The following is a 25,485-nucleotide window of genomic DNA, read 5'->3' as shown; positions in this document are numbered from 1 at the left end:
GCGCGTGGTGCGCGCTAGTGCCGTTCCCGGATGTGCTGTGTTGCGCATCCGGGAACGCCTGCGCCTGCCGTTGCGCCTGGCGCAATGTCCGATATATGCATCAAATGAATGAGATAAGCGAGGAGAGTTGATGGCTGGAGCAAGCCTGGGGCAGACGATCGGCCCGGTGGTCGTCCTGATGGGGGCGGCCGTGATCGCCGTGCCGTTGTTCCGGCGGCTGGGCCTTGGAGCGGTCCTTGGCTATTTTGGGGCGGGCATCCTGGTGGGACCGTCGGTGCTGGCCCTGGTCACCGATGCGCGCTCGATCCTGCATATCTCCGAGCTGGGCGTGGTGATGTTCCTGTTCGTGATCGGGCTGGAGCTGCGGCCGCACAAGCTGTGGGCGATGCGCGGCCAGATCTTCGGCCTGGGCCTGGCCCAGGTGTCCGCCGCGACCGCCGCGCTGGCGCTGGCCGGCTATGCGATGTTCGGCCTGTCCGGGCCGGCCGCCTTCGTCGCCGGCGCGGGCTTCGTCCTGTCCTCGACCGCCGTCATCATGACGGCGCTGCAGGACCGGGGCGAGATCGCGAGCGAGCAGGGGCAGAAGTCGGTCGCCATCCTGCTGTTCGAGGACTTGATGATCGTGCCGCTGCTGGCGGTGGTCGCCTTCCTGGCGCCGCCGCTTCACGGACAGCAGGGGCAAGGATGGTCCGACCTGCTGCTGGCGATCGGCGCGCTGGCGGTGCTGCTGGGCGTGGCGCGCTGGGGGCTCGATCCGTTCTTCGCCTTGCTGGCCAGGTCGCGCACGCGCGAAGTCCTGACCGCGGGTGCGCTGCTGGTGGTCCTGTGCGCGGCGCTGCTGATGGAATTGGCCGGCCTGTCGATGGCGATGGGCGCCTTCCTGGCCGGCGTGATGCTGTCGAGTTCGAGCTACCGGCACCAGGTCGAAAGCGATATCGAGCCGTTCCGCGGCCTGCTCATGGGGCTGTTCTTCCTGGCGGTGGGCATGTCGCTCGACCTGGCCATCGTCGCGGCCGAATGGCGGCTGCTGCTGGCCATGTTGTTCTGCTTCATGGTCGCCAAGGGCATCGTCGTCCACGTGGTCGCGCGCCTGTTTGGCGCTTCCAACCACCAGGCCCTTCACCGCACCTCGATGTTCCTGCAGGGCGGCGAGTTCGCCTTCGTGCTGTATGCCGCCGCGCTCTCTGCCGGCGTGCTCGACGAACGCGAAAACGCCTTGTTCGCCACTGTCGTGATCCTCTCGATGGCGCTCTCGCCGCTCCTGACGCTCGTGACCGACCGCCTCTTGCGGCACGAGAAGTCGATGGACGGCGTCGAGCATGCGCGCGACCTGAAGGGGCGGGTGCTCGTCATCGGCTTCGGCCGCTTCGGCCAGATCGCCTCGCAGGTGCTGCTGTCCAGCGGCGTCAGGCTGGCGGTGATCGACAAGGATCCGGACCGCATCCGCGATGCGCAGCGCTTCGGCTTCAAGGTGTTCTTCGGCGAAGGCACCAGGATGGATACCCTGCGCCATTCCGGCGCCGGGCAAGCCGATGCGATCATGGTGTGCGTCGACGAGCCCAAGGCCGCGAACGACATCGTCGCGCTGGCCAGGCGCGAGTTTCCGCAGGCCCGGCTGCTGGTGCGCAGCTACGATCGCGGCCATGCCATTACCCTGATCCGCGCCGGCGTCGATTACCAGGTGCGCGAGACCGTCGAATCGGCCTACCTGATGGGCGCCGAGGGCCTGCGCGCGCTGGGCTTTGCCGAAGCCGACGTCCACGAGGCGGCGCTCGACATCCGCCGGCGCGATGCCGAGCGCCTGGCCGAGCAAATCCACGGCGACGAGCTGTCGGGCCGCGATCGCCTGCACCTGCCCGTCATGCCGGAGCCGTTGGGCAAGCCGGCGACGCAGGGCAGTATCATCTAGGCGACGCCGCGTGGCGCAACCGGGAGCAGCGTAGTGGATATCGAAGAGTTGCAGACATTCGTGGAAGTCGCCGATGCCGGCGGCATTTCGGCGGCCGCGCTCCGGCTTGGCGTGTCCAAGTCGATCGTCAGCCGGCGCCTGGCCCGGCTCGAGGAGGAGCTGGGCATCCAGCTGCTGTCGCGCACCACCCGCGGCGCGGCGCTCACCGAGGCCGGCACCACCTTCCGCGACTATGCGGCCAGGGTCTGCGCCGAGATCGCCCTGGCGCGCGAAACCATCCTGCCCGCCGGCGAGCTGCGCGGCCGCCTGCGCATCGCCGCGCCGCTGTCGTTCGGACCGACTCACTTCGCGCCGGTGCTGGCGGAAATGGCGCGCCTTCACCCTCGGCTGCAGATCCACACCTGCTACAGCGACCACAATGTGGACCTGATCGCGGACGGTTACGACTGCGCGATTCGGCTCGGCTACCTGCAGGATTCCAACCTGGTGGCGCGGCGGATCGGGCCGATTTATGGGCTCACCGTCGCGAGTCCCGCCTACATCGCCGCCCACGGGGCGCCCGAGACGCCGGACCAGCTCTTGTCGCACCAGGCCCTCATGCAGGGCACCGAGGCCTGGCAGTTCCTGGATGGCGAGAAGATCGTGTCGGTCCGGCCCCAGGGCCGCTTCAAGGCGGATAACGGCACCGCACTGGTCGCGGCCGCGCTGGCGGGGGTGGGCGTCGCCTACTTGCCCTATGGCCTGATGCATGAGTACCTGGATTCCGGCGCGCTCGTTCCGGTCATGACGCGCTATCCGCCGCCGCCGGCCGGCGCCTACGTCGTGCGCCCGCCAGGCCAGCATCCGGCGCGCAAGATCCGCATCCTGACCGATCTGCTGGTGGCGTATTTCGACACCAAGCCGCCGATCGCCAGCGCCTGGCCCCGCGCCCAGGCTTCCCACAATTGACCAAGGAGCAAGAAAAACCATGATTGACATGATCATCGAGCAGCGCCGCCGCAGCCTGGGCGGCAGTTTCGAAGTCGGCCGCGTGCTGCCGTTCGCCAAGCAGCGCATGGTGGGACCGTTCATCTTCTTCGACCATATCGGGCCGCTCGACCTGGCGCCGGGCCTCGACCGCAGCGCCGACGTGCGCGCGCATCCCCATATCGGCCTGTCGACGGTGACCTATCTGTTCTCGGGCCGGATCATGCACCGCGACAGCGTGGGCGTCGAGCAGGAGATCCATCCGCACGAAGTCAACTGGATGACCGCGGGCAGCGGCATCACGCACAGCGAGCGTTTCGAGCATGCGCGAGCGCACGGCGACCACCTGCACGGCATCCAGGCCTGGGTCGCGCTGCCGAACGGGATGGAAGAAATCGCGCCGTCGTTCTCGCACCACTCCGGCGCCGACCTGCCGCAGTGGAAGGATGGCGGCGTCACCGGCCAGCTCATCGCCGGCAGCGCCTATGGCCTCTCCGCCGCCGCGAAAACCTGTTCGCCGCTGTTCTATGCCCATCTCGACATGCAGCCGGGATCGACCGCCGAGATCCCCGGCGGCTACAAGGAACGCGCCCTGTACATCGCCACCGGCGCGGTGGAAATGGACGGCATGCGCCTCGAGAGCGGCCGGATGCTGGTGCTGGGGGCGGCGGCCTCGCGCGTCAAGGCGCTGGAACACGCGACCGTGATGGTGCTCGGTGGGGACCCGGTTGGCGAGCGCCATCTGTACTGGAACTTCGTCTCGTCGTCCAAGGATCGCCTGGCGCAGGCGGCGGCCGACTGGCAGGCGGGCAGGATGAAGCTACCGGATGCGGACGACAAGGAGTTCACGCCGCTGCCGGATGCGCCGCCACCGCCGGTGATGGGCGGTAGCGCTGCCGCCGATCGTGCATCACCTTTGTGAAAGCTCCGGCCGTGTCGATCGACCATTTCCCCATCGGCCTCGAGATGGATGTCGCCTATCCCGAATTCCAGGTCAGCCTGACGCTGCTGTCGTCGACACAGCTGAAATTCGAGATCAAGGACGGGCCGTTTGCCCGCGCCGAAATCGTCGCCATCCAGGTCGTCCCGCTGGGTAACGGCATGTTTGTCGTGAGCTGGCAAGAAAGAGACGGCGCCAGCGTCGTCAATGTCCAGGACTACGATCGTGGCGTGGTCCACTCGTATGCGACGCTGCCCGGCGGCAGATTCCTGCGCATGGAAGGCACCATCACCGTCACGCGGCCTGCGCTACAGGCATCGGACGAGCGGCCGCGACGCAACAAGGCGCTGGTGCTCGAGGCGATGACCTCGCTGTTCCAGGCGCACGATGCGTCGGCGGTCGACCGCCTCTATGCCGCGGATTACATCCAGCACAATCCCGACATCCCGCAGGGGCGAGACGCCCTGCGCGCGCTGGTGCCCGGCATGTCGAAAGACGTACACTACGAACCGGGCATGATGGTGGCCGAGGGAGACATGGTTGCCATCCACGGACGCATCCGGGGCTGGGCCGAGGCGCCGCAGGTGGTGGTCGACCTGTTCCGTATCGAGGATGGCAGGTTGGCCGAGCACTGGGACGTGTTGCAGGATGAAGCGCCGGTCAGGACGGCTGCGGGCGTGGCGATGTTCGATCCTCGGGAAGGACAGTGCAGCGTCCCTCGATGACGATGCGGTCATCGCACACGGCCGCGAATCCGCCCGCGGTATCGCTCTGGAACAGCGCAACGCTCGAACCCAGGGGGACCGGCCGTCGGAAGCGGCACCAGACCGATGTGATGTCCTGGCCAGAAGCCGTTTGCAGCAGCGAACAGGCTTTCGCCAGGGTGTGCGCGCCGTGGATGATCGGCGCGCCCATCCCCATCAGGCGCGCCGACCACCGCCACAGGTGGATCGGATTCCAGTCGCCCGACAAGGCCGCATAGCGCCGGCCGGCGTCACGCGCGACGGTCCATTCTCCAAGCGCCTTGCCATGCGGCGCCTCGGGCGGCGGCGCATCGCGGCGCGCGCGGCTACCGCGCCGGATCAGATAGGTGCTGTCGCAGGAAAAGGCCAGCCGTTCGCCATCGAAGGCGCGCGTCTCGAGCACCGCATGCAGCGCGCCGTTCGAGGCGGGAGGCGGCAATTGCAAGGCGGTCGTCACCGTCAGCGGCGCGTCAATCAGGATTGGCCCGTGCATCGCCAGCCGGTTCTCGACATGGATCAGGCCTGGAATGCGAAACGGGATCGGGCAGGCCAGCATGGTCGCCAGCTGCGCGCGCTGCGCCAGCAGGTACAGGAAGGTGAGTGGAACGGCGTCGCCTTTGAATCCAAACGCGGCGTTATAGCGGCGCAGGTGATCGGGGTCGATCCGGTCGAGGCGCCAGGTGGCGCCGTCCTGGCCGGTCGACGCGCGTGCCGGACGCTTGAGCAGCGCCCGCAGCAGCATGGCTCCGCCAAAAGGAGGAAGCGAAGATAGGGAAGATAGGGGCGGAGTGCTCATCGGCGCAGGATAACATCCTCCCTCTCAAGTCCTGACGCAGCAAGATCCGTCAGCTAACCGCAGGAACCGTCATTGCCGCTCGACCGTCGCATTGCTACCTTATTGCTTCCCAAGCGCGCCCCGGTGCTTGGCCAATTTAAGGATAGACAAAATGAGCAAGAATGGACTCAAGGCGCTTCTGCGTCCAGAAGACAGCATCGTCGTTCTCATCGACCACCAGCCATTCCAGTTCGCATGCCTGAAAAGCCATGAGCCGACCATGATCATCAATAATGTGGTTGGCCTGGCCAAGGCAGCGAAAGTCTTCAATGTGCCAACGATCCTGACCACCGTGCTGGAAGAACGCGGCGGCTATCTCATCAAGGAACTGCAGGCAGTCTTCCCTGAACAAAAGCCGATCGACCGCACCTTCATCAACACCTGGGAAGACACCAAGGTCACCGACATCGTGAAAAAGAGCGGCCGCAAGCAGCTGGTGCTCGCCGGTCTGTACACCGAGATCTGCCTGGCGATGCCGGCGATCCAGGCTGCAGGCGAAGACTACGATGTCTTCGTCGTCACCGACGCATCCGGCGGCGTGAGCGAGGAAGCGCACGACATGGCCGTGCGCCGCATGGTCGCAGCCGGCTGCACGCCGATTACCTGGTTTGCCATCGTGTCCGAGTGGCAGCGCGACTACGCACGCGAGAGCACTCTCGAGGGCGTCACCAACATCATCTACGAAAACGGCGGCGCCGCCTCGGTGGCCCTGTCGTGGGAAACCCAACTGCTCAGCGCCCCCCGCGCCAGGAATCAGGCCTGATCAGCGGCAGCGCGCCACGAGCGCGTGGCGCGCTGCCATGCCACACAGAGGAAAACAATGCGACAGCAGGGTATCGTGGTGCTCGCCGACGCGTCGACGGGACGATTCGGCATGCGCCTGGCCGATGGCAGCCATGTGCTGGCCGAGCAGCTGGATGTCCAGCCGCTGCATGCGGGCGATGAATTCTACGGTTGGATGGATGCGGTCGGTGTGGAAGCGCTGACCGCCGATTCCGGGAACGGCGTCAGCGTCTTCGTTCTGGCGTATGGCCTGTCACGCGAGGCCATGGAGGGAGAGCTCGGCGGGTGACGATGCCGTGGCATCGTCACTGCCCTTTTTTCCGGCGAGATTCAGGCCGCCTTGGCCTGGGTCACGCGCCGCGTGATGTGCGCCAGCGCCGCATCGACCTGGTCGATCAGCACCAGGCACAGGTCGCCCTCGTCCAGGCGGTCGAGGGCGCGGTCGATGGCGACGAACTCGCCATCGATCTCTTCCACGTGCCCGGTGCGGGTGGCGCCGGCCAGGCCCGCGCGCAGCAGCGCGATCACCTCGCCGTCGGCGCGGCCGCGCTGGCACTGGTCCTGGTACAGCAGCACATCGTCGAATGACTTGCCGAGGATTTCGGTCTGCTGGCGGATGTCCTGGTCGCGGCGGTCGCCGGCGCCGCTGATCACCACCGAACGGCGCTTGGCCGGCATGCCTTCGACGGCATTGACCAGCGCCGCGATTGCGTCCGGATTGTGGCCGTAGTCGGCGATCACGGTCGCACCGCGGTAGTCGAACACATTGAAGCGGCCCGGCGCATTGTCGCTCTCGCCCACGAAGGTTTTAAGACCCAGGCGGATCGCATCCCACGACGTGCCCACGCCCCAGGCGGCGGCCACCGACGCCATCACGTTCTCGACCTGGAAGCCCACCACGCCGCCACGGGTGATCGGCACTTCCTTCAGGTCGATGCGCTCCACAAAACGGCCCTGCGCGGCCACCAGGTAGCCTTCTTCGACGAACACGACGCGGCGGCCCTGGGCGCGATGCATCGCCATGACCGGATTGCCGACGTCCTGGGCGAAGAAGGTGACTTCGCCGCGGGTCTTCTCGGCCATCGCCGCCACTGTCGGATCGGCGGCATTGAGCACCGCCATGCCGCCCACGGCCACGTTCTGCACGATCACGCGTTTCAGCACGGCGAGATCTTCCAGGGTGGTGATGTAGTTCAGGCCCAGGTGGTCGCCGGCGCCGATATTCGTCACCACCGCCACCTGGCACTTGTCGAAGGCCAGGCCTTCGCGCAGCAGGCCGCCGCGCGCCGTTTCGAACACGGCGGCATCGACGTCCGGGTGCAGCAGCACGTTGCGCGCGCTGCGCGGACCGCTGCAGTCGCCGCTGTCGATGCGGCGGCCTTCGATGTAGACGCCGTCGGTATTGGTCATGCCGGTGCGCAGGCCGGAGGCGGTGAGCAGGTGCGCGATCAGGCGCACGGTGGTGGTCTTGCCGTTGGTGCCGGTCACGGCCACCACCGGGATGCGGCCGTCGTCGCCATCCTTGAACAGGGTGTCCATGATCGCTTCGCCGATCGCGCGCGGCTTGCCGAACGATGGCGCCAGGTGCATGCGCAGGCCTGGCGCGGCGTTCACTTCGACGATGCCGCCGCTCACGTCCTCGATCGGTTTCAGCACGCTGTCGGCCACCAGGTCGACGCCGCAGATGTCCAGCCCGATCATGTGGGCGGCGGCGATCGCGCGCTCGGCCACTTCAGGGTGGACGTCGTCGGTGACGTCGGTGGCGGTGCCGCCGGTCGACAGGTTGGCGTTGTTGCGCAGGACCACGCGCTGGCCCAGGGCCGGGACCGAGTCGGCGTTCATCCCTTGCTGCACCAGGGTGCCCAGGGCGATGTCGTCGAAGCGGATCTTGGTCAGCGAGGTCGCGTGGCCGTCGCCGCGGCGCGGGTCGCGGTTGACCGCGTCGACCAGCTCGCGCACGGTGTGCTTGCCGTCGCCGATCACCTGCGGCGGTTCACGGCGCGCAGCGGCGACCATCTTGTCGCCGACCACCAGCAGCCGGTAGTCGTGGCCCGGCAGGTAGCGCTCGACCAGGATGTCGTCGCGGAACTCGCTGGCTGCTTTAAAACCGGCGTCGAGCTGTTCGCGGGTGGTGACGTTGACCGTCACGCCTTTGCCCTGGTTGCCGTCCTTCGGCTTGATCACGACCGGCAGGCCGATCTCCAGGGCCGCGGCCCAGGCGTCGTCCGGGTCGGCCACGCTGCGGCCCTGCGGCACCGGCACGCCGGCCGCGTCGAGCAGCTTCTTGGTCAGTTCCTTGTCCTGGGCGATCGACTCGGCGATGGCGCCGGTGGCGTCGATCTCGGCGGCCTGGATGCGGCGCTGGCGGCTGCCCCAGCCGAACATCACCATGCTGCCTTCGGTCATGCGGCGGAACGGGATGTTGCGGGCCACGGCGGCCTGCACGATCGAGCCGGTCGATGGGCCCAGGCGCACGTCTTCATCGGTATCGCGCAGCTGCTTGAGCGCGGCGGCCAGGTCGAACGGGGTGTCGGCGCGGGCCGACCCGATCAGCTGCTGCGCCAGGTCCAACGCCAGGCGGCCGACGTCTTCCTCGCTGTATTCGACCACGACCTGGTAGATGCCGGTTTCCAGGGTGGCGGTGGTGCGGCTGAAGGTCACCGGGCAGCCGGCTTCGGCCTGCAGGGCGAGCGCCACCAGTTCCAGCACGTGCGACAGCGGCACCGTGTCGTCGTGGCCGAAGGGTTGCAGGGCGCCCATCTGCGGGAAGCGCACGCGCAGGCGCGATTCGAAACCATTCAAGGTGGCGATCGATTCTTCTTCCGGCGTGCACGCCACGATGGCCTCGACCGAAGTGTGATGGCTCCAGAGATTTGGGCCACGCAGGGCCCGTACGCGAGATACTTCCATAAACCGTCTTCCTTTATTAATGGATTACTTCTTCGGCGTCGCGTCGAAGGCGCGCAGGCCACCGCACAGCAGGTCGCTCGGCACGCCGAGGGCCCACGCGGCGGCCACTGCGGCCAGCACGTTCTCCGGATACTTCACGGTCGACGGCTTCATTGCCGCCAGCGCGATCAGCGGCGTCTCCTGTTCGCCCGCGGCCAGCACGATGCGGCCGTCGCGTGCGAACACCACGCGTTCGCCGTCCTGGCGGTGCGCGGCCAGGACAGGGTTGGTTTCGTCGGCCGCGTAATAGATCACGCTGCCGTCGCACAGCTCGGCCAGGCCGGCCACCTGTTCGTCGGCCGCGTTCAACACCGCCACGCCGTCCGGCAGGATCACGTCGACCTGGCTACGGATCACGGTGCGCATCGCATCTGCGTCGCGCACATGGAACTCGGCCACGTCCTCGATGCCGTTCATATCGGTCACCACGCCCACCGCGCAGCGGTCGTAGGGCAGGCCGTCCTGCAGGATCGAGCGCGCGTTCGATTCGAACACGGCGGTTTCTACGTTGCGGTTGATCAGGATGCGCTGGGCCGCCTCGACGCCGGTCGAGTCGCGATTGGAGATGGCGCGCGCGTTCAGGTACAGGCCTTCGCCGTTGGCGACGCCGACTTCCTTGCGCGTGATGTTGACCAGGCAGCCGACCAGGCGCGTGATCAGGCTGCAGCCCTTGGAGCCGGTCACGCCGACCACCGGGATACGGCCTGTCTGCTCCTGCTCGAACAGATGGTCGACGATGTCCTTGCCAACGTTGCGCGGGGTGCCGCTGGCCGGCTTCATGTGGGCCAGGAGGCCCGGGCTGGCATTGACTTCGATGATGGCGCCGCGCTGCTCTTCGAGAGGCCGCGAGATGTCTTCGCACACCAGGTCGATGCCGGCGATGTCCAGGCCGACGATGCGCGCGGCCAGGGCGGCGGCGTGGGCGACGTCGGGGTGCACCAGGTCGGTCACGTCGTCGGCGACGTTGCCGTTCACCTGGATCAGCACTTTCTGGCCTTCAGGTGGGACGGAGTCGGGGCTCAAGCCCTGGCGCTGCAGCTGCAGCTGGTTCTCTTCGCTCTCGCGCGGCTTGACGGGGCTTAAGGGGAATTCCTCGCTCTCGCCGCGGCGCGGATCGACGTTGATCTGGGTTTCGCACAGCTCGGCCACGTTCTGGCGGCCATCGCCCGTCACCCAGACCGACTCGCCGCGCGCGGCAGCCACGACCTTGCGGCCGACCACCAGCAGGCGGTGTTCGTTGCCGGTGATGAAGCGTTCGACCAGCACCGATTTGCTCTCACCCTCCACCGAAGCGATCGTGTAGGCGGCCTTGACCTCGGCTTCGGTCAGCAGGTTGAGCGACACGCCGCGGCCATGGTTGGCGTCGATCGGTTTCACGACCACTGGCAGGCCGATGTCCTGGGCCTCGTCCCATGCGTCCTCTGGGCTGCGCGCGATCGCGCCTTCCGGTACCGGCACGCCGCACGACGAGAGCAGCGACTTGGTCATGTCCTTGTCGCTGGCGATGCCTTCGGCGATCGCGCTGGTGCGGTCGGTCTCGGCGGTCCAGATGCGGCGCTGGGCAGCGCCGTAGCCGAGTTGCACGAGGTTGCCGTCGGTGAGGCGGATCGACGGAATGCGGCGATCGGTGGCGGCGTCCACGATGTGGGCGGTGGACGGGCCCAGGCAGTGGCGGTCGACCATATCGGTCAGGCGCGCGACTTCGCTGGAAAGGTCGAACGGCTCGTCGTTGATCGCGGCCATCATCAGGCGGTGGGCGACGTCGAGCGCGGCGCGGCCGACGGTTTCGTCGCGGGTGCGGAAGGCCATCTTGTAGATGGCGTGTTCGCCGGTCGAGCGGGTCTTGCCGAAACCGGTCTTCATGCCGGCCAGGTTCTGCACCTCGAGCACGATGTGTTCGAGGATGTGGCCGGCCCAGGTGCCGTCACGCAGACGCTCCAGGAAGCCGCCGCGGTAGCCGACGCCGCAGTGGTGCTCGACCAGTCCGGGCAGCCAGGCGGTCAGGCGCTCGGTGAAGCCGGGAAGAAGGTTCGAGGGATAGTCTTCCAGCTCGCCGATGTCGAGCCAGGCCTCGAGTACCGGACGGTAGGTCCAGATATTCGGTCCGCGCAGATAGGTCACGCGCAGGAATTTGATGTCATTCTTCTTGGTCATGTAATCACTTTTGCCACCTGGCGACTCTCTTGCGCTGGCGACTTGTCCTTGTCTGCCCGACTTTCAAAACGGTGCCGAAAGCGGCCGCGTACAGATCGACTCATGTACACTTGCCGGCCTGCTGCGCCGCAACATTCCTACTAACACGTTTCTTGTGTCATCCAAACGATACGCACAAACGTTCTAGCGCTCTGTGGAGCGTTTCACGCAATGGCGTAACGACGATCCTCGTGCATCGCCGAACCGGCGCCATGTCCACCCTTAGAGAACAAAAGCCTGTTATCGGGCGCAATACATGACAACTCAACAACCTGCTATTCCATCGTCGCTTGCCTTGGCCGCCAGTTCCGTACCTGAACGGTGGCAAAGTGACGTCGCGAAACAGCTTGCACCAGGGGAAAACGTTTTAAGCAGCGTGGAGGTTGACCTCGACGCGAAATTACATTTTTCAAAAGGCCTGGTGCTGGTGACGGATCGCCGCCTGCTGGCGCGCGCGCCGGGCGAGACCGTCTGGCGCGACTGGCCGCACCGTGCGGGTACCGAACTGCGCCACCATGACCATGCCGGGGTCGGCCACCTGGAGCTGATCGACGATGGCGGGCTGCTGTCCGCCTGGCGCTTTACTCTCGGCCAGAACCTGCACGCGATCCGCGTCGCCGACCATTTCCGCGACCAGGTCCAGAGCGTGGCCTCGGGCGTGCCGGTGCAGGCGCCGGACCAGCATACTTGTCCAAGTTGCAAGGCCCCGCTCGAGCCGGATCAGGAAGATTGCCCGATCTGCGAGAAAGTGCTGCATACGCCGCCGTCGACCTGGACCCTGTTCCGCCTGTGGCGCTTCGCCCAGCCCTATAAAGGGCAATTGCTGCTGGGATTCTTGCTGATGCTGGGCTCGACCGGCGCGCACATGATTCCGCCGTACCTGACGATGCCGCTGCTGGACAATGTGCTGATCCCGTACCAGAACGGGCAGCAGATCGATACCAATCTGGTCTATATGTATATGGGCGGCCTGTTTGCGGCCGCGCTGCTGGCCTGGCTGCTGGGCTGGGCCAAGACCTATGTACTGGCGCTGGCCTCCGAGCGCATCGGCGCCGACCTGCGCTCGACCACCTATGAACACCTGATGCGGCTGTCGCTGGAATTCTTCGGCGGCAAGCGCACCGGCGACCTGATGGCGCGCATCGGCAGCGGTTCGGACCGGATTTGTGTCTTCCTGTCGCTGCACTTGCTCGACTTCCTGTCGGACGTGCTGATGATTGTGATGACGGGCATTATCCTGTTCACGATTAATCCCTGGCTGGCGGTGGTGACCCTGCTGCCGCTGCCATTTATTGCCTGGATGATCCACATCGTGCGCGACAAGCTGCGCACCGGTTTCGAAAAAATCGACCGCGTCTGGGGCGAGGTGACCAATGTGCTGGCCGATACCATTCCCGGCATCCGGGTGGTCAAGGCCTTTGCCCAGGAAAAGCGCGAGGCGGCCCGTTTCCGCGAAGCCAACAAGCACAATCTTGCCGTCAACGATAAGCTGAACCGGGTGTGGTCGCTGTTTTCGCCTACCGTGTCGTTCCTGACCGAACTGGGCCTCCTCGTGATCTGGTGCTTCGGCATCTGGCAGGTGTCGCGCGGCGACATCACGGTCGGTACCTTGTCGGCCTTTATCGCCTATAGCGGCCGCTTCTATGTGCGCCTCGATTCGATGAGCCGCATCGTGTCGGTGACGCAAAAGTCGGCTTCGGCCGCCAAGCGCATCTTCGACATCCTCGACCACGTCTCGAGCGTGCCGGACCCGGTCAACCCCGTGAAAGTCGACAAGATCGAGGGCAATATCGAGCTGCGCGAAGTCGGTTTCCGTTACGGCAATCGCGCAGTCAACCGCGGCATCTCGCTCAAGATCAAGGCTGGCGAGATGGTGGGCCTGGTCGGCCACAGCGGTTCGGGCAAGAGCACGCTGGTCAACCTGATCTGCCGCTTCTACGACGTGGCCGAAGGCGCGATCCTGCTCGATGGCCAGGACATCCGCTCGTTTGCCGTGGCCGACTACCGCCGCAATATCGGCCTGGTGCTGCAAGAGCCTTTCCTGTTCTTTGGCACCATTTCCGATAACATCGCCTACGGCAAACCGAACGCCACGCGCGAAGAGATCATTGCTTCGGCCCGCGCCGCCCACGCCCACGAATTCATCCTGCGCCTGCCGCAGGGCTACGATTCGATGGTCGGCGAGCGCGGCCAGGGCCTGTCGGGCGGCGAGCGCCAGCGCATCTCGATTGCGCGCGCCTTGTTGATCGATCCGCCGATCCTGATCCTGGACGAAGCGACCTCGTCGGTGGACTCGGAAACCGAAAAAGAAATCCAGAAGGCGCTCGACAACCTGGTGCAGGGCCGCACCACCATCGCCATCGCCCACCGCCTGTCGACCCTGCACCGGGCCGACCGCCTGGTGGTGCTGGACCGCGGCGTGGTGGTCGAAGAAGGCAATCACGACGAGCTGATGGCGCGCGAAGGCGCTTATCACCGACTCTACGAAGCGCAGGCGCGCAACGTGGACCAGGATCTGGACGACAAGGACGCATGATGACGCAAATGAGGAGCATTCAAACTATCCCCTTCCAGCTGCGCCGCGACAGCTTTGGCAAACTCATTATTACCCTGGAAAATGGCGAGGAATGGGTCGGCGTGACGCCGGTGCGCGCCTTCCCGATCCAGGCGCCGACCAAGGGCATTTCACTGGTGCGGGAAGGCGGCAAGGAAGTCGCCTGGATCGACGACCTGGCCGATATGCCGGACACCATCCGCACCCTGATCCGCGAGGAAATCGACGGCCGCGAGTTCATTCCCGAGATCCTGGCCATCAAGGACGTGTCGAGTTTTGCCACACCCTGCACCTGGACCGTGCAGACCGACCGTGGCGACACCGCCTTCGTGTTGAAGGTCGACGAAGACATCCGCCGCATCGGCGAAGCCTCGCTGCTGATCGCGGACAACCACGGCATCAACTTCCTGGTGCGCGATATGTTCAAGATCGACAAGCACAGCCGCAAGATCCTCGACCGCTTCCTGTGAACCTGTGTTGAACCGGGCGCCGGGCGATTCAATTGCCCAGCGTTCGGCTACCCACATACCGGCGGCGGCGATCCGGCTACAGTCTTCTCATCGGCCACATGGCCATCCTTTCAGGAGAAGACTATGGATTCCATCAACCGCAACCAACCCGAAGAAAACCGCCGCGACCTGGCCGGCGTCGATGCCATCGAGCGCATCAAGGACATGATCGACGACGCCGACTCGTGCTTCTTCTGCACCGGCAATGGCCACGGCTCGAGCCGTGGCGTGCGTCCGATGAGCGTGCGCGAGACCGACGATGCCGGCGCCATCTGGTTCTTGAGCAGCATCGACAGCCACAAGAACCAGGAATTGCAGGCCAATCCCACCGTCAAGCTGTTCTTCCAGTCGGGCAAGCATTCCGGCTTCCTGGAACTGGACGGCCACGCCGAGGTTTCGCAAGACAAGGCGCGCATCAAGCAGTTGTGGAACTCGATGCTCAAGACCTGGTTCACCGGGGGCGAGGACGATCCACGCATCACCGTCATCAAAGTCACGCCCAAGGCCGGCTATTACTGGGACAACAAGCATGGCGACGCGGTGGCCGGCGTCAAGGTCGCGGTCGGCGCGGTGATCGGCAAGACGCTCGACGATTCGATCGAAGGTACACTGTCCTTCTGATAAACAAAGAGAGGCAGGCGGGTGCATTTCATCCTGGCGACGATCGGCTCGGCCGGCGACCTGTTTCCCTTCCTCTGGATCGGCCGCGCACTGCGTGAGCGCGGCAACCGGGTCGATTTCCTCGGCCCGGAACAGCATGCGCAATACGTCGAGGCGGCCGGACTCACTTTTCACGGCTTGCCGGCCGATATGGCCGTGCTCGACCACCCCGACCTGTGGCACGCCACCCGCGGCCTGGCCGTGGTGTGGGAAGCGACGCGGCCGGCGATGGCGCAGCTGCCGCGGGTGGTCGAAGCGCTTGCCCGCAAACAGCCGAACGAGCGGCGCGTGCTATTGGTCCATCCGCTGGCGCTGCCCGAGGCCGACCTGTGCCGCCACGCCTGTCCCGGCCTGAAAATCGCGGCGGCCTGGCTGGCGCCTTCCAATCTGCCGACCGTGCACGATCCGCTGCTGCTCGGCCCCTGGCCGGTGCCGGCCTGGGTGCCGCATGGCGCGCGCCGCTGGCTGTGGCGCGCATTGGCGGCGCGCTTCGTCGATCCGGTGGCCTTGCCCGGCCTGAACACGGCGCGCGTGGCGCGCGGCTTGCCGCAGGTCGGCAATATGGTGGACTACATTCCTTCCATCCCCGACCTGTCGCTGGCATTGTTCCCCGACTGGTTCGCCGCGCCGCCGCCGGATTGGCCCCGGCCGCTGTACCAGGCTGATTTTCCGCTGTACGACCCCGATCCGAACGCCGCGCCGAGTGTTGGGCTGCGCGCCTTCCTCGATGGCGGCGCGCCGCCGGTCGTGTTCACGCCAGGCACCGGCAACCGCCAGGCACGCGCCTACTTCGAGGCGGCGGCGCAGGCGTCGACCGAACTCGGCCTGCGCGCGGTGTTCCTGACGCCGCACGTCGAACAGGTGCCGGCCACGCTGCCGCTTAATGTCTGCTGGCAGGAATACGTCCCGCTGAACGCCTTGCTGCCTCACGTCGCGGCCCTGGTCCATCACGGCGGCATCGGCACCACGGCCGAAGCCTTGCGGGCCGGCACGCCGCAACTGGTGGTGCCGCTGGCGCACGACCAGTTCGACAACGCGGCGCGGGTGGTGGCGATGGGAGCCGGCGCCAGCCTGCATGCGGCGCGCGTTACGCCGGCAAGCATGGCGAAGGCCTTGCAGGAGGTGGTCGGGAATACGCAGGTCGCGGCGCAGTGCGCCAGGCTCGCCGCGCGGTTCGAGGGGCAGAGCGGCGTCGATGGAGTGTGTGCGCGCCTGGAAACCCTGGCTTGACCGCACTGTTGGCAAGCGCACCGACGTCGGGCGCCGGCAGGCGTCCAATGGGGCATTCTCGATAATGCCGGAGGGCAGATGCCCAGCAAAACTTCCAACAAGAAAAACATGGCCAAAAACATGGCCGAAGACGGCTACGTCCACGTGCGCGGCGCGCGCGAACACAATCTGAAAAACGTCGACCTCGACATTCCGCGCGGGCAGCTGGTGGTGTTCACCGGGGTGTCCGGCTCGGGTAAATCCTCGCTGGCCTTCGGCACCCTGTATGCGGAAGCCCAGCGGCGCTATCTGGAATCGGTCTCGCCCTATGCGCGCCGCCTGTTCCACCAGATGCCGGTGCCCGAGGTCGACGAGATCGAAGGCTTGCCGCCGGCCGTCGCCCTGCAGCAGCAGCGCGGCACGCCGACCGCGCGCTCTTCGGTCGGCAGCGTCAGCACCTTGAGCAATTCCCTGCGCATGCTGTATTCGCGCGCCGGCGATTATCCGAAAGGGCAGGAGCTGCTGTATGCCGAATCGTTCTCGCCCAACACCCCGCAAGGCGCCTGCCCGCGCTGTTCGGGCCTGGGCCGCATCTACGACGTGACCGAACACTCGATGGTGCCGGACGACAGCCTCACGATCCGCGAGCGGGCGATTGCCGCCTGGCCGCCGGCCTGGCATGGCCAGAACCTGCGCGACATCCTGGTCACCCTCGGCTACGACGTCGACACCCCGTGGCGCGACTTGCCCAAGAAGGACCGCGACTGGATCCTGTACACGGACGAGAGCCCGACGGTGCCGGTGTATGCCGGCTTCACGCCCAAGGAAACGAAGGCGGCCCTCAAACGCAAGGAAACGCCCAGCTATCAAGGCACCTTCACCGGCGTGCGGCGCTACGTGATGCAGACTTTCGCCAATACCGAAAGCGCCTCGATGAAAAAGCGCGTGGCGCGCTATATGGTCAGCAGCGCCTGCCCCGAGTGCGAAGGCAAGCGCCTGCGGCGCGAATCGTTGTCGGTGACATTCGCCGGCCACGACATCGCCGAGATCTCGCGCCTGCCGCTGGCACGGCTGGCCGAACTGCTCCAGCCCTATGCGCAGGGCAAGCACAAGGATGAGGACAAGCGGCACCTGCACAACGAGCAGCTGATCGTACGCCGCCGCATCGCCGCCGACCTGGCCGCGCGCCTGGAAGTGCTGCTCGCGCTGGGTCTGGGTTACCTGGCGCTGGAACGCAGCACGCCGACCCTGTCGCCGGGCGAGTTGCAGCGCCTGCGCCTGGCCACGCAAGTGCGATCGAGCCTGTTCGGCGTGGTCTACGTGCTCGATGAACCATCGAGCGGCCTGCATCCGGCCGACACCGAAGCACTGCTCGACGCGCTGGCCCAGCTGAAGGCGGCCGGCAATTCGCTGTTCGTGGTCGAACACGCGCTGGACGTGATCCGCCAGGCCGACTGGCTGGTCGACGTCGGCCCGCTGGCCGGCGAGCGTGGCGGCCAGGTGTTATACAGCGGCGTGCCGGAAGGGCTGCGCAAGATCGAGGCGTCGCAGACCCGGCGCTACCTGTTCGGCGAAGCGCCGCCGCCGCAGCGCACGCCGCGTGAGCCGGGCGGCTGGCTGAAGCTCGCGGGCGTCCACCGCAACAACTTGAAAGACCTGGAAGTCGCTTTCCCGCTCGGCGTCTTGACGAGCGTGACTGGCGTGTCGGGCTCCGGCAAATCGAGCCTGGTGAGCCAGGTGCTGGTCGAGCTGGTGAGCCAGGCCCTGGGGCAGGGCGGGGCGGCGCAGGATGAGCAGCCGGACGAGCCGGACCTGGAACGCGACGAGCAACTGCCTTTGGCCGGCCACATCGTGTCCGGCATGGAGGGCGTGCGGCGCCTGGTGCGGGTCGACCAGAAACCGATCGGCCGCACGCCGCGCTCGAACCTGGCGACCTACACTGGCCTGTTCGACCAGGTCAGAAAGCTGTTTGCCGCCACCAAGGATGCAAAGAAGCGCCGCTACGATGCCGGCCGCTTCTCGTTCAACGTCGCCAAGGGCCGCTGCGAGCATTGCGCCGGCGAGGGCTTCGTGATGGTCGAGCTGCTGTTCCTGCCCAGCGTCTACGCGCCATGCCCGACTTGCGAAGGGGCGCGCTACAACGCCGAGACGCTGGAGGTGACTTATCGGGGCAAGAACATCGCCGAGGTGCTGGGCATGACGGTGGGTGAGGCGATCGACTTCTTCAAGGACGAAGTGTCCGTCGAGCGTTCGCTGGAAGTGCTCAACGAGGTCGGCCTGGACTACCTGCGCCTGGGCCAGCCAGCCACCGAGCTGTCGGGCGGCGAGGCCCAGCGCATCAAGCTGGCCTCCGAACTGCAGCGGGCCACGCGCGGCGATGCGCTGTACGTACTGGACGAGCCGACCACCGGCCTGCATCCGGTCGACGCCGACCGCTTGATGGTGCAGTTGAACCGCCTGGTCGATGCCGGCAACACCGTGATCGTGGTCGAGCACACCATGCGGGTGGTGGCCGGCAGCGATTGGGTGATCGACGTCGGCCCCGGCGCCGGCGACGAAGGAGGATCCGTAGTGGCTTCCGGCCCACCCCAGGATGTCGCGCGCAACAAGAAAAGTCGCACTGCACGCTACCTGGCGGCGCAGATGAATTAGTAAAAGTCAGGAAAGCTAGCGCGCCGAGCGGTGCGCCGGATTTGGTTGCATTTTGTTAAGATCGTTCTTTCGCCAGCCGGAACGCGCTTACGCACGACCGTGCCACTTTGGTGTGCGCGCAATTTCACATTTGCGTTACACTTAGGATATTTTTTTTCTAACAGAACAACAGGCATGGCCGGTCCAACCATACAAAACAGCGAGTTTCGCCGCATTCTTACCCGTAACGTCGCGCTGCCGCTAGGCATGAGTATCGTTAGCGCGATCGTGTTTGTGGGCATCATCGCCTACCTGATCAATAGCCTGACCTGGGTCGAGCATTCCCAGAAGGTGATCGGCGGCGCCCATGAAATTCGCAAGCTGTCGGCCGAGATGGAATCGGGCATGCGCGGCTACCTGCTGGCCGGTGACGAGGAATTCCTGTCGCCCTATGTCCTGTCAAGGCAACGCATGTCGTCCAGCCTCGATGCGCTGAGTGACCTGGTCAAGGACAATATCGCCCAGGCCGAGCGACTGACCCGGATCAGCCAGATCCAGAAGCAGTGGGAAGCCTTCGCCCAGGAGATGATCGACCGCCGCCGCTCCAATGACCTGAGTTATATCGATGCCGTCAGCAGCGGCCGCGGCAAGGCTCTGACCGACGAGATGCGGCGCAACTTCGACCTGGTGCTGGCCTCCGAGATGCGCCTGCTGCAGGAGCGCAGCGACGGCGCGCGCAGCACCACCTTCTGGTCGGTGGCGGCTTTCCTGATCCTTTCCGCAGTCGTCGGCGGCAGCCTGGCCGCCTTCGGCCGACGCCAGCTGGTGCACCTGTCCGACACCTATAACGAGGTGCTGGGGCACGAGGCCGAGCACAATGAGAAATTGCGCCACCAGGACTGGCTGCGCAGCGGCCAGAACGAACTGAATGTGCGCAGCGCCGGCCAGATCAACCTGGAGCCGCTGGCCGATGCATTGCTGCCCTACGTCGTGAAGTACCTCGATGGCGCGATTGGCGCCATGTACGTGCGCAGCGACGATGGCGCCATGCGCCGCATCGGCGCCTATGGCTTCAAGCATACGGACACCGAGCGCGCCGAGATCATCGCGCCGGGCAGCACGCTGGCCAGCAAGGCGGCCGAGGAAAACCGCCTGATGGTGCTCGAGCAGCTGCCGCCCGACTATATCAAGGTCAGTTCGAGCCTGGGCGACGCGCCGCCGCGCGCGCTGATCATCGCGCCGTTCCACAACCACGGCAAGGTCAAGGGCGTGTTCGAGATCGCCTTCCTGCGTCCGGTGGAGCAGCGCGACCGCGAGTTCCTCGGCTTCATCGCGCAGTCGGTCGGCGCCGCCATGGCCGCGGTGCTGTACCGCCAGCGCCTGCAGGACGCGCTGGAAGAAAGCCAGACCCTGAACGAGGAATTGCAGGTGCAGCAGGAAGAGCTGCGCACCGCCAACGAAGAGCTGGAAGAACAGTCGCGCGCGCTGGAAGAGTCGCAGTCGGCGCTGGAAAACCAGCAGGCCGAGCTGCGCACCACCAACGACCAGCTGGCCGAACAAGCGCTGAACCTGGACATGAAGAACTCGGCCCTGCAGTCGGCCCAGGAACAGCTGCACCAGCGCGCGGTCGAACTCGAAAGCGCGAGCCGCTACAAGTCCGAATTCCTGGCCAATATGTCGCACGAGCTGCGCACGCCGCTGAACAGCTCCCTGATCCTGGCCAAGCTGTTGTCCGACAATACCAGCGGCAACCTCTCCGACGAACAGGTGCGCTTCGCCCAGACGATCTACTCGGCCGGCAACGACCTGCTGCAGCTGATCAACGACATCCTCGACATCTCGAAAGTCGAGGCGGGCAAGCTGGACCTGGTGCCGGAAGACGTGCCGGTGCGGCGCGTGGTCGAGGGCCTGGCGCGCACCTTCGAGCCGCTGGCGCGCCAGAAGCAGCTCGAGTTCAAGATCGCCGTCGATCCGGGCGTGCCGGCCAGCCTGCATACCGACCGCCAGCGCATGGAGCAGATCCTCAAGAACCTGCTGTCGAATGCCGTGAAGTTCACCGAAGTCGGCTCGGTCAGCTTTACCGTATCGACCACGCCCGAGGGCGACATCGCCTTCCGCGTGCAGGACACCGGCATCGGCATCGCGTCCGACCAGCAGGACAAGATCTTCGACGCGTTCCACCAGGCCGACGGCACCACCAGCCGCCGTTTCGGCGGCACCGGCCTGGGCCTGTCGATCACGCGCGATCTGACCCGCCTGCTGGGCGGCAGCGTGGCCGTGTCGAGCGCGCCGAACGAGGGCAGCGTGTTCACCCTGGTGCTGCCGCGCGGGATCCCGGCAGTGCCGGCGCCGGCCGAACCGCCGGCGACGATGGCGCAGCTTCCGCATTACACGCCGGCGCCGGCTGCTCCCGCCATGCCGGCCGCGGCCAGCGCACCCGCTGCCAGCGCGGAACCGATCAACAGCTTCCCGGACGACCGCGACAAACCCGCCGGCGGCCGCCGCACCGTGCTGGTGGTGGAGGACGAGACGCCGTTCGCGCGCATCCTGTACGACCTGGCGCACGAACTCGATTACCGCTGCCTGGTGGCGATGAGCGCCGACGAGGGCCTGGCGCTGGCCGTGAGCCAGCGTCCTGACGCCGTGCTGCTGGACGTGCGCCTGCCGGACCGCTCGGGCCTGACCGTGCTGCAGCAACTGAAGGACAATCCGTCGACCCGCCACATCCCGGTGCACGTCATCTCGAGCATCGAGAACGGCGGCGAAGCCCTGCACCTGGGCGCCATCGGCTATGCATTGAAGCCGACCAGCCGCGAAGAGCTGGAAGACGTGTTCCGCAAGCTGCAGGAAAAATCGAGCCAGAAGATCAAGCGCGTGCTGCTGGTCGAGGACGACGAGCGCCAGCGCGAGAGCGTGGTGGCCCTGATCGCCGACGACGACGTCGAGATCGCGGCCGTGGGCACCGCCAGCGAGGCCCTGACCCACCTGAAGAACGAAGTGTTCGACTGCATGATCATCGACCTCAAGCTGCCCGATATGCAGGGCGGCGAGCTGCTCGAGCGCATGTCGCACGAAGAGCTGTGCTCCTTCCCGCCGGTGATCGTGTACACCGGCCGCAACCTGACGCGCGACGAAGAGGCGGAACTGCTGCGCTATTCGCGCTCGATCATCATCAAGGGCGCGCGCTCGCCTGAGCGCCTGCTGGACGAAGTGACGCTGTTCCTGCACAAGGTGGAATCCGAGCTGTCGACCGAGCGCCAGAGCATGCTCAAGGCGGTGCGTGGACGCGACCGCGTGTTCGAAGGCCGCACCATCCTGCTGGTCGACGACGACGTGCGCAATGTGTTCGCATTGACGTCGGCGCTGGAGCAGCGCGGCGCGAAGATCGAAGTCGGTCGCAATGGATTCGAAGCGATCGCGAAACTGGATGAAGTGCCGGGGATCGACCTGGTGCTGATGGATATCATGATGCCGGGCATGGATGGCCTGGAAGCGACGCGCCGCATTCGCGCCGACGGCCGCTTCGACCGCCTGCCGATCATCGCCATCACCGCCAAGGCCATGAAGGACGACCAGGAGCAGTGCCTGGCCGCCGGCGCCAACGATTACCTGGCCAAACCGATTGACCTCTCCCGCCTGTACTCGCTGCTGCGGGTCTGGATGCCCACCCTGGAGCGAATTTGAGCCAACCCCCGAGCGACTTCGACATCGAGCTGCGGATGCTCGTCGAAGCCGTCTACCTGAAGTACAACTACGATTTCCGCGACTACACCGGCGCTTCGCAAAAGCGCCGGGTGCTGGTCGCCATGCGTGAGATGGAATGCGAGACGGTGTCGGAACTGCAGTCGAAGGTGCTGCACGAGCCGAACGGTTTCGCCCAGTTGTTGCAATACCTGACGATTCCCGTCACCGAGATGTTCCGCGACCCGGAGTACTTCCTGGCGGTGCGCGAGCAGGTGGCGCCTTTCCTCAAGACCTACCCGTCGCTCAAGATCTGGGTGGCCGGCTGCAGCACCGGCGAAGAGGTGTATTCGCTGGCCATCCTGCTCAAGGAAGAGGGCCTCCTCGAGCGCAGCATCATCTATGCGACCGACATCAATCCCGAGTCGCTCGAGGCGGCGCGGCGTGGCGTGTTCCCGCTGGACCGCATGCGCTTGTATACCGAGAACTACCAGAAGTCCGGCGGCAAGGCCGCGTTCTCGGACTATTACACGGCGGCCTATGGCGGCGCGCTGTTCGAGCGCAGCCTGATGGAGAACGTGACCTTCGCCGACCACAGCCTGTCGACCGACAGCGTGTTCTCGGAAACCCACTTCGTCAGCTGTCGCAACGTGCTGATCTACTTTAACCGGCGCCTGCAGGATCGCGTGCTCGGCCTGTTCCACGACTCGCTGTGCCATCGTGGTTTCCTGGGCCTGGGCAGCAAGGAAAGCATCGACTTTTCCAGCTATGCCGAGCGCTTCGAATCGCTGGCCAGGCGCGAGCGCCTGTTCCGCAAGGTGTCGCCATGAACCTGGACCAGCAACTGGCCGCGGCCATGGGGTCGCGCCGGATCGAGATGGTCGTCATCGGCGGCTCGGCCGGCGGCGTCGACGCCCTGGTCGGCCTGGTGCCGGCGCTGCCGGCGGGATTCAGGCCGGCCGTGACCTGCATCCTGCACGTGCCGCCGGACCGCGACAGCCGCCTGGCCGAGCTGTTCGCCCTGCGCGCGGCGCTGCCGGTGCGCGAAGCGCAGGACAAGGAACCGATCCAGCCCGGCACCGTGTATTTCGCCGGTTCCGGCTACCACCTGTCGATAGAGCAGGACCGCAGCTTTTCGCTCAGCTGCGAGCCGCCGGTGCAGTTCGCCCGGCCGGCGATCGATATACTGATGGAGTCCGCCGCCGACGTGTATGGTTCTGCGCTGGCGGGTATACTGCTGACTGGCGCCAATTTTGATGGCGCCGAAGGCATGTGCCGCATCCGCGAACGCGGCGGCCTTACCATCGTCCAAGACCCCGAAGAAGCGCAGGCCAGTACCATGCCCGAAGAGGCGATCCGGCGCTGCGCTCCGCACATGGTGCTGCCGCTATCGGCGATCCGTGCCGTGCTGCCCCTGTTGGAGACCCCATGAACCAGGACCCAAGCAAAATTCTGATCGTCGACGACCTGCCGGAAAACCTGCAGGCGCTCGAGGCGCTGCTGCGCCATGACCAGCGCGCCATCTACCAGGCCGCCTCGGGCGAACAGGCGCTGGCGCTGCTGCTCGAGCACGAGTTCGCGCTGGCCATCCTCGACGTGCAGATGCCGGGCATGGACGGCTTCGAGCTGGCCGAGGTGATGCGCTCGACCACGCGCACGCGCCACATCCCGATCGTGTTCGTCTCGGCCGCCGGGCGCGAACTCGATTATGCCTTCAAGGGCTACGAGAGCGGGGCGGTCGACTTCATGTACAAGCCGCTCGACGCCGACGCGGTGCGCAGCAAGGTCAACGTGTTCGTGGCGCTCGACCAGCAGCGGCGCGAGACGCGGCGCCAGATGCTGGCGCTGGAACGGAGCCGGCACGAGCAGGAGGTGCTGCTGCGCGAGCTGAACCAGACCCAGCAGGAGCTGCAGCGCTCGCTGAAGATGCGCGACGAGTTCATGTCGCTGGTGGCGCACGAGCTGCGTACGCCGCTCAACACGCTGTTCCTGGAAACGCAGATGCGCAGCCTGCAGCTCAAGCGCGGCAACACGGCCGCCTTCGCGCCCCAGCCGATGGAGGCAATGATCCAGCGCGACGAGCGCCAGATCAAGTCGATGATCCGGCTGATCGACGACATGCTCGACGTCTCGCGCATGCGCAGCGGCAAGCTGTCGATCCGCCCGGCCCAGGTCGAACTGATGAACCTGCTGGAACGGGTGGTGAGCGACCTGTCGCTGCAGGCGGCCACCACCGGCAGTTCCCTGACGCTGCGCCCGCACGACGGCGTGACCGGCTGCTGGGACGAATTCCGCGTCGAGCAGGTGATCGTCAACCTCTTGACCAACGCGCTGCGCTATGGCTGCGGCCAGCCGGTCGAGGTCAGCGTCGAGCGCTCTGGCGACCTGGTGCGGATCGACGTGCGCGACCAGGGCAAGGGCATCGCGCCCTCCGACCTGGAACGCATCTTCGAGCCCTACGAGCGCGGCGCCCGCAACGGCGAGCCGAAGGGCCTGGGACTGGGCCTGTACATCTCGCGCCAGCTGGCAATCTCGCACGGCGGCGAACTGCGTGTGATCAGCAAGCCCGGCGAAGGCTCGGTATTCAGCCTGGTCCTACCCTGCACCGACATCCCCGTCTGCGCCGAAGCGGACGTCTAACCCCTCCACCCACTCCAGACCCAATTAGGGTCACAATCATGGTCAGAGTCGAATTGTTTGACAACTTTTGCGGATGAGCCGCTAATTCGACTGACCCTCGGTGGTGGCCGGGCAATTGGCCAATAAATCGACTCTGAGATAGCCCGGGTTTGGTGGACATCCAAAATAGGAGACAATACGTCCTATGGATGACACTACAACTTCGACGGCTAAGCGAACCGTTCGCAGCGCCGAATTCAAACGTGACGCGGTAGCGCGTCTCAAAGGTGGGTGCAACGCTACC

At 65.9% G+C, this 25,485-nt stretch carries 18 protein-coding genes; 15 read left to right on the top strand and 3 right to left on the bottom strand.

Features of this window, described 5'->3' with window-relative positions; genetic code table 11:
* Positions 1-130 precede the first annotated feature (130 nt).
* The 4 genes from AC3A6F_RS08350 to AC3A6F_RS08335 are packed head-to-tail and all read left to right on the top strand — an operon-like array spanning position 131 to position 4,540.
* The gene (locus AC3A6F_RS08350) at positions 131-1,909 is read left to right on the top strand and encodes a monovalent cation:proton antiporter-2 (CPA2) family protein (RefSeq protein WP_487679707.1); all 1,779 of its coding nucleotides are present in this window, start codon (positions 131-133) and stop codon (positions 1,907-1,909) included.
* A 33-nt stretch (positions 1,910-1,942) separates the two neighbouring features.
* Positions 1,943-2,857, top strand: coding sequence for a LysR family transcriptional regulator (locus AC3A6F_RS08345; RefSeq protein WP_487679705.1), 915 nt, complete (start codon positions 1,943-1,945; stop codon positions 2,855-2,857).
* A 19-nt stretch (positions 2,858-2,876) separates the two neighbouring features.
* Complete coding sequence (locus AC3A6F_RS08340) at positions 2,877-3,797, top strand: pirin family protein (protein ID WP_487679703.1); 921 nt, start codon at positions 2,877-2,879, stop codon at positions 3,795-3,797.
* The gene (locus AC3A6F_RS08335; protein WP_487679701.1) at positions 3,794-4,540 is read left to right on the top strand and encodes a nuclear transport factor 2 family protein; all 747 of its coding nucleotides are present in this window, start codon (positions 3,794-3,796) and stop codon (positions 4,538-4,540) included. Before AC3A6F_RS08340 ends, AC3A6F_RS08335 begins: the two co-directional genes overlap by 4 nt.
* Here AC3A6F_RS08335 and AC3A6F_RS08330 read toward each other — a convergent pair.
* Entirely contained in the window at positions 4,476-5,300 is an 825-nt protein-coding gene (locus tag AC3A6F_RS08330; RefSeq protein ID WP_487679699.1) for a MaoC family dehydratase, read from the bottom strand. The genes AC3A6F_RS08335 and AC3A6F_RS08330 overlap by 65 nt on opposite strands.
* Before the next feature lie 205 nt (positions 5,301-5,505).
* Between AC3A6F_RS08330 and AC3A6F_RS08325 the strand changes: the two genes are divergently transcribed.
* Both AC3A6F_RS08325 and AC3A6F_RS08320 read left to right on the top strand, forming a co-directional pair.
* Complete coding sequence (locus AC3A6F_RS08325; protein ID WP_487679697.1) at positions 5,506-6,156, top strand: hydrolase; 651 nt, start codon at positions 5,506-5,508, stop codon at positions 6,154-6,156.
* Positions 6,157-6,213: 57 nt separating this feature from the next.
* Positions 6,214-6,465: a hypothetical protein gene (locus tag AC3A6F_RS08320; RefSeq protein WP_487679695.1), complete on the top strand. Its 252-nt coding sequence runs from the start codon at positions 6,214-6,216 to the stop codon at positions 6,463-6,465.
* 41 nt (positions 6,466-6,506) lie between these two features.
* Here the strand turns inward: AC3A6F_RS08320 and cphA are convergent, their stop codons facing one another.
* Together cphA and AC3A6F_RS08310 are read right to left on the bottom strand one after the other, a co-directional pair.
* On the bottom strand, positions 6,507-9,086 hold the full coding sequence (cphA, locus tag AC3A6F_RS08315; protein ID WP_487679693.1) for a cyanophycin synthetase: 2,580 nt from the start codon (positions 9,084-9,086) through the stop codon (positions 6,507-6,509).
* 24 nt (positions 9,087-9,110) lie between these two features.
* Positions 9,111-11,279, bottom strand: coding sequence for a cyanophycin synthetase (locus tag AC3A6F_RS08310; RefSeq protein ID WP_487679691.1), 2,169 nt, complete (start codon positions 11,277-11,279; stop codon positions 9,111-9,113).
* A 295-nt stretch (positions 11,280-11,574) separates the two neighbouring features.
* Between AC3A6F_RS08310 and AC3A6F_RS08305 the strand changes: the two genes are divergently transcribed.
* The 9 genes from AC3A6F_RS08305 (at position 11,575) to AC3A6F_RS08265 (ending at position 25,202) form a co-directional block, all read left to right on the top strand.
* Entirely contained in the window at positions 11,575-13,854 is a 2,280-nt protein-coding gene (locus AC3A6F_RS08305) for a cyanophycin metabolism-associated ABC transporter (RefSeq protein ID WP_487679689.1), read from the top strand.
* An 8-nt stretch (positions 13,855-13,862) separates the two neighbouring features.
* Positions 13,863-14,342, top strand: a complete 480-nt coding sequence (locus AC3A6F_RS08300) for a cyanophycin metabolism-associated DUF1854 family protein (protein ID WP_487679687.1) — start codon at positions 13,863-13,865, stop codon at positions 14,340-14,342.
* A gap of 123 nt (positions 14,343-14,465) precedes the next feature.
* Complete coding sequence (locus AC3A6F_RS08295; protein ID WP_487679685.1) at positions 14,466-15,002, top strand: pyridoxamine 5'-phosphate oxidase family protein; 537 nt, start codon at positions 14,466-14,468, stop codon at positions 15,000-15,002.
* Between the two features lie 21 nt (positions 15,003-15,023).
* Complete coding sequence (locus AC3A6F_RS08290) at positions 15,024-16,271, top strand: glycosyltransferase (protein ID WP_487679683.1); 1,248 nt, start codon at positions 15,024-15,026, stop codon at positions 16,269-16,271.
* 108 nt (positions 16,272-16,379) lie between these two features.
* Positions 16,380-18,902: an excinuclease ABC subunit UvrA gene (gene uvrA / locus AC3A6F_RS08285; protein ID WP_487679681.1), complete on the top strand. Its 2,523-nt coding sequence runs from the start codon at positions 16,380-16,382 to the stop codon at positions 18,900-18,902.
* Between the two features lie 174 nt (positions 18,903-19,076).
* A complete protein-coding gene (locus tag AC3A6F_RS08280) occupies positions 19,077-22,565 on the top strand; it encodes a response regulator (protein ID WP_487679679.1) in 3,489 nt (1,162 codons plus the stop codon).
* 35 nt (positions 22,566-22,600) lie between these two features.
* Positions 22,601-23,392, top strand: coding sequence for a CheR family methyltransferase (locus AC3A6F_RS08275; RefSeq protein WP_487680439.1), 792 nt, complete (start codon positions 22,601-22,603; stop codon positions 23,390-23,392).
* Complete coding sequence (locus tag AC3A6F_RS08270; protein WP_487679677.1) at positions 23,389-23,994, top strand: chemotaxis protein CheB; 606 nt, start codon at positions 23,389-23,391, stop codon at positions 23,992-23,994. The genes AC3A6F_RS08275 and AC3A6F_RS08270 overlap by 4 nt, the downstream gene beginning before the upstream one ends.
* A complete protein-coding gene (locus tag AC3A6F_RS08265; RefSeq protein WP_487679675.1) occupies positions 23,991-25,202 on the top strand; it encodes a hybrid sensor histidine kinase/response regulator in 1,212 nt (403 codons plus the stop codon). The genes AC3A6F_RS08270 and AC3A6F_RS08265 overlap by 4 nt, the downstream gene beginning before the upstream one ends.
* The last annotated feature ends 283 nt before the right edge of the window (positions 25,203-25,485 follow it).

The sequence above is a fragment of the Massilia sp. Soil_C_3 genome, assembly GCF_057657035.1.
This window is presented reverse-complemented; position numbering and strand designations above follow the sequence as displayed.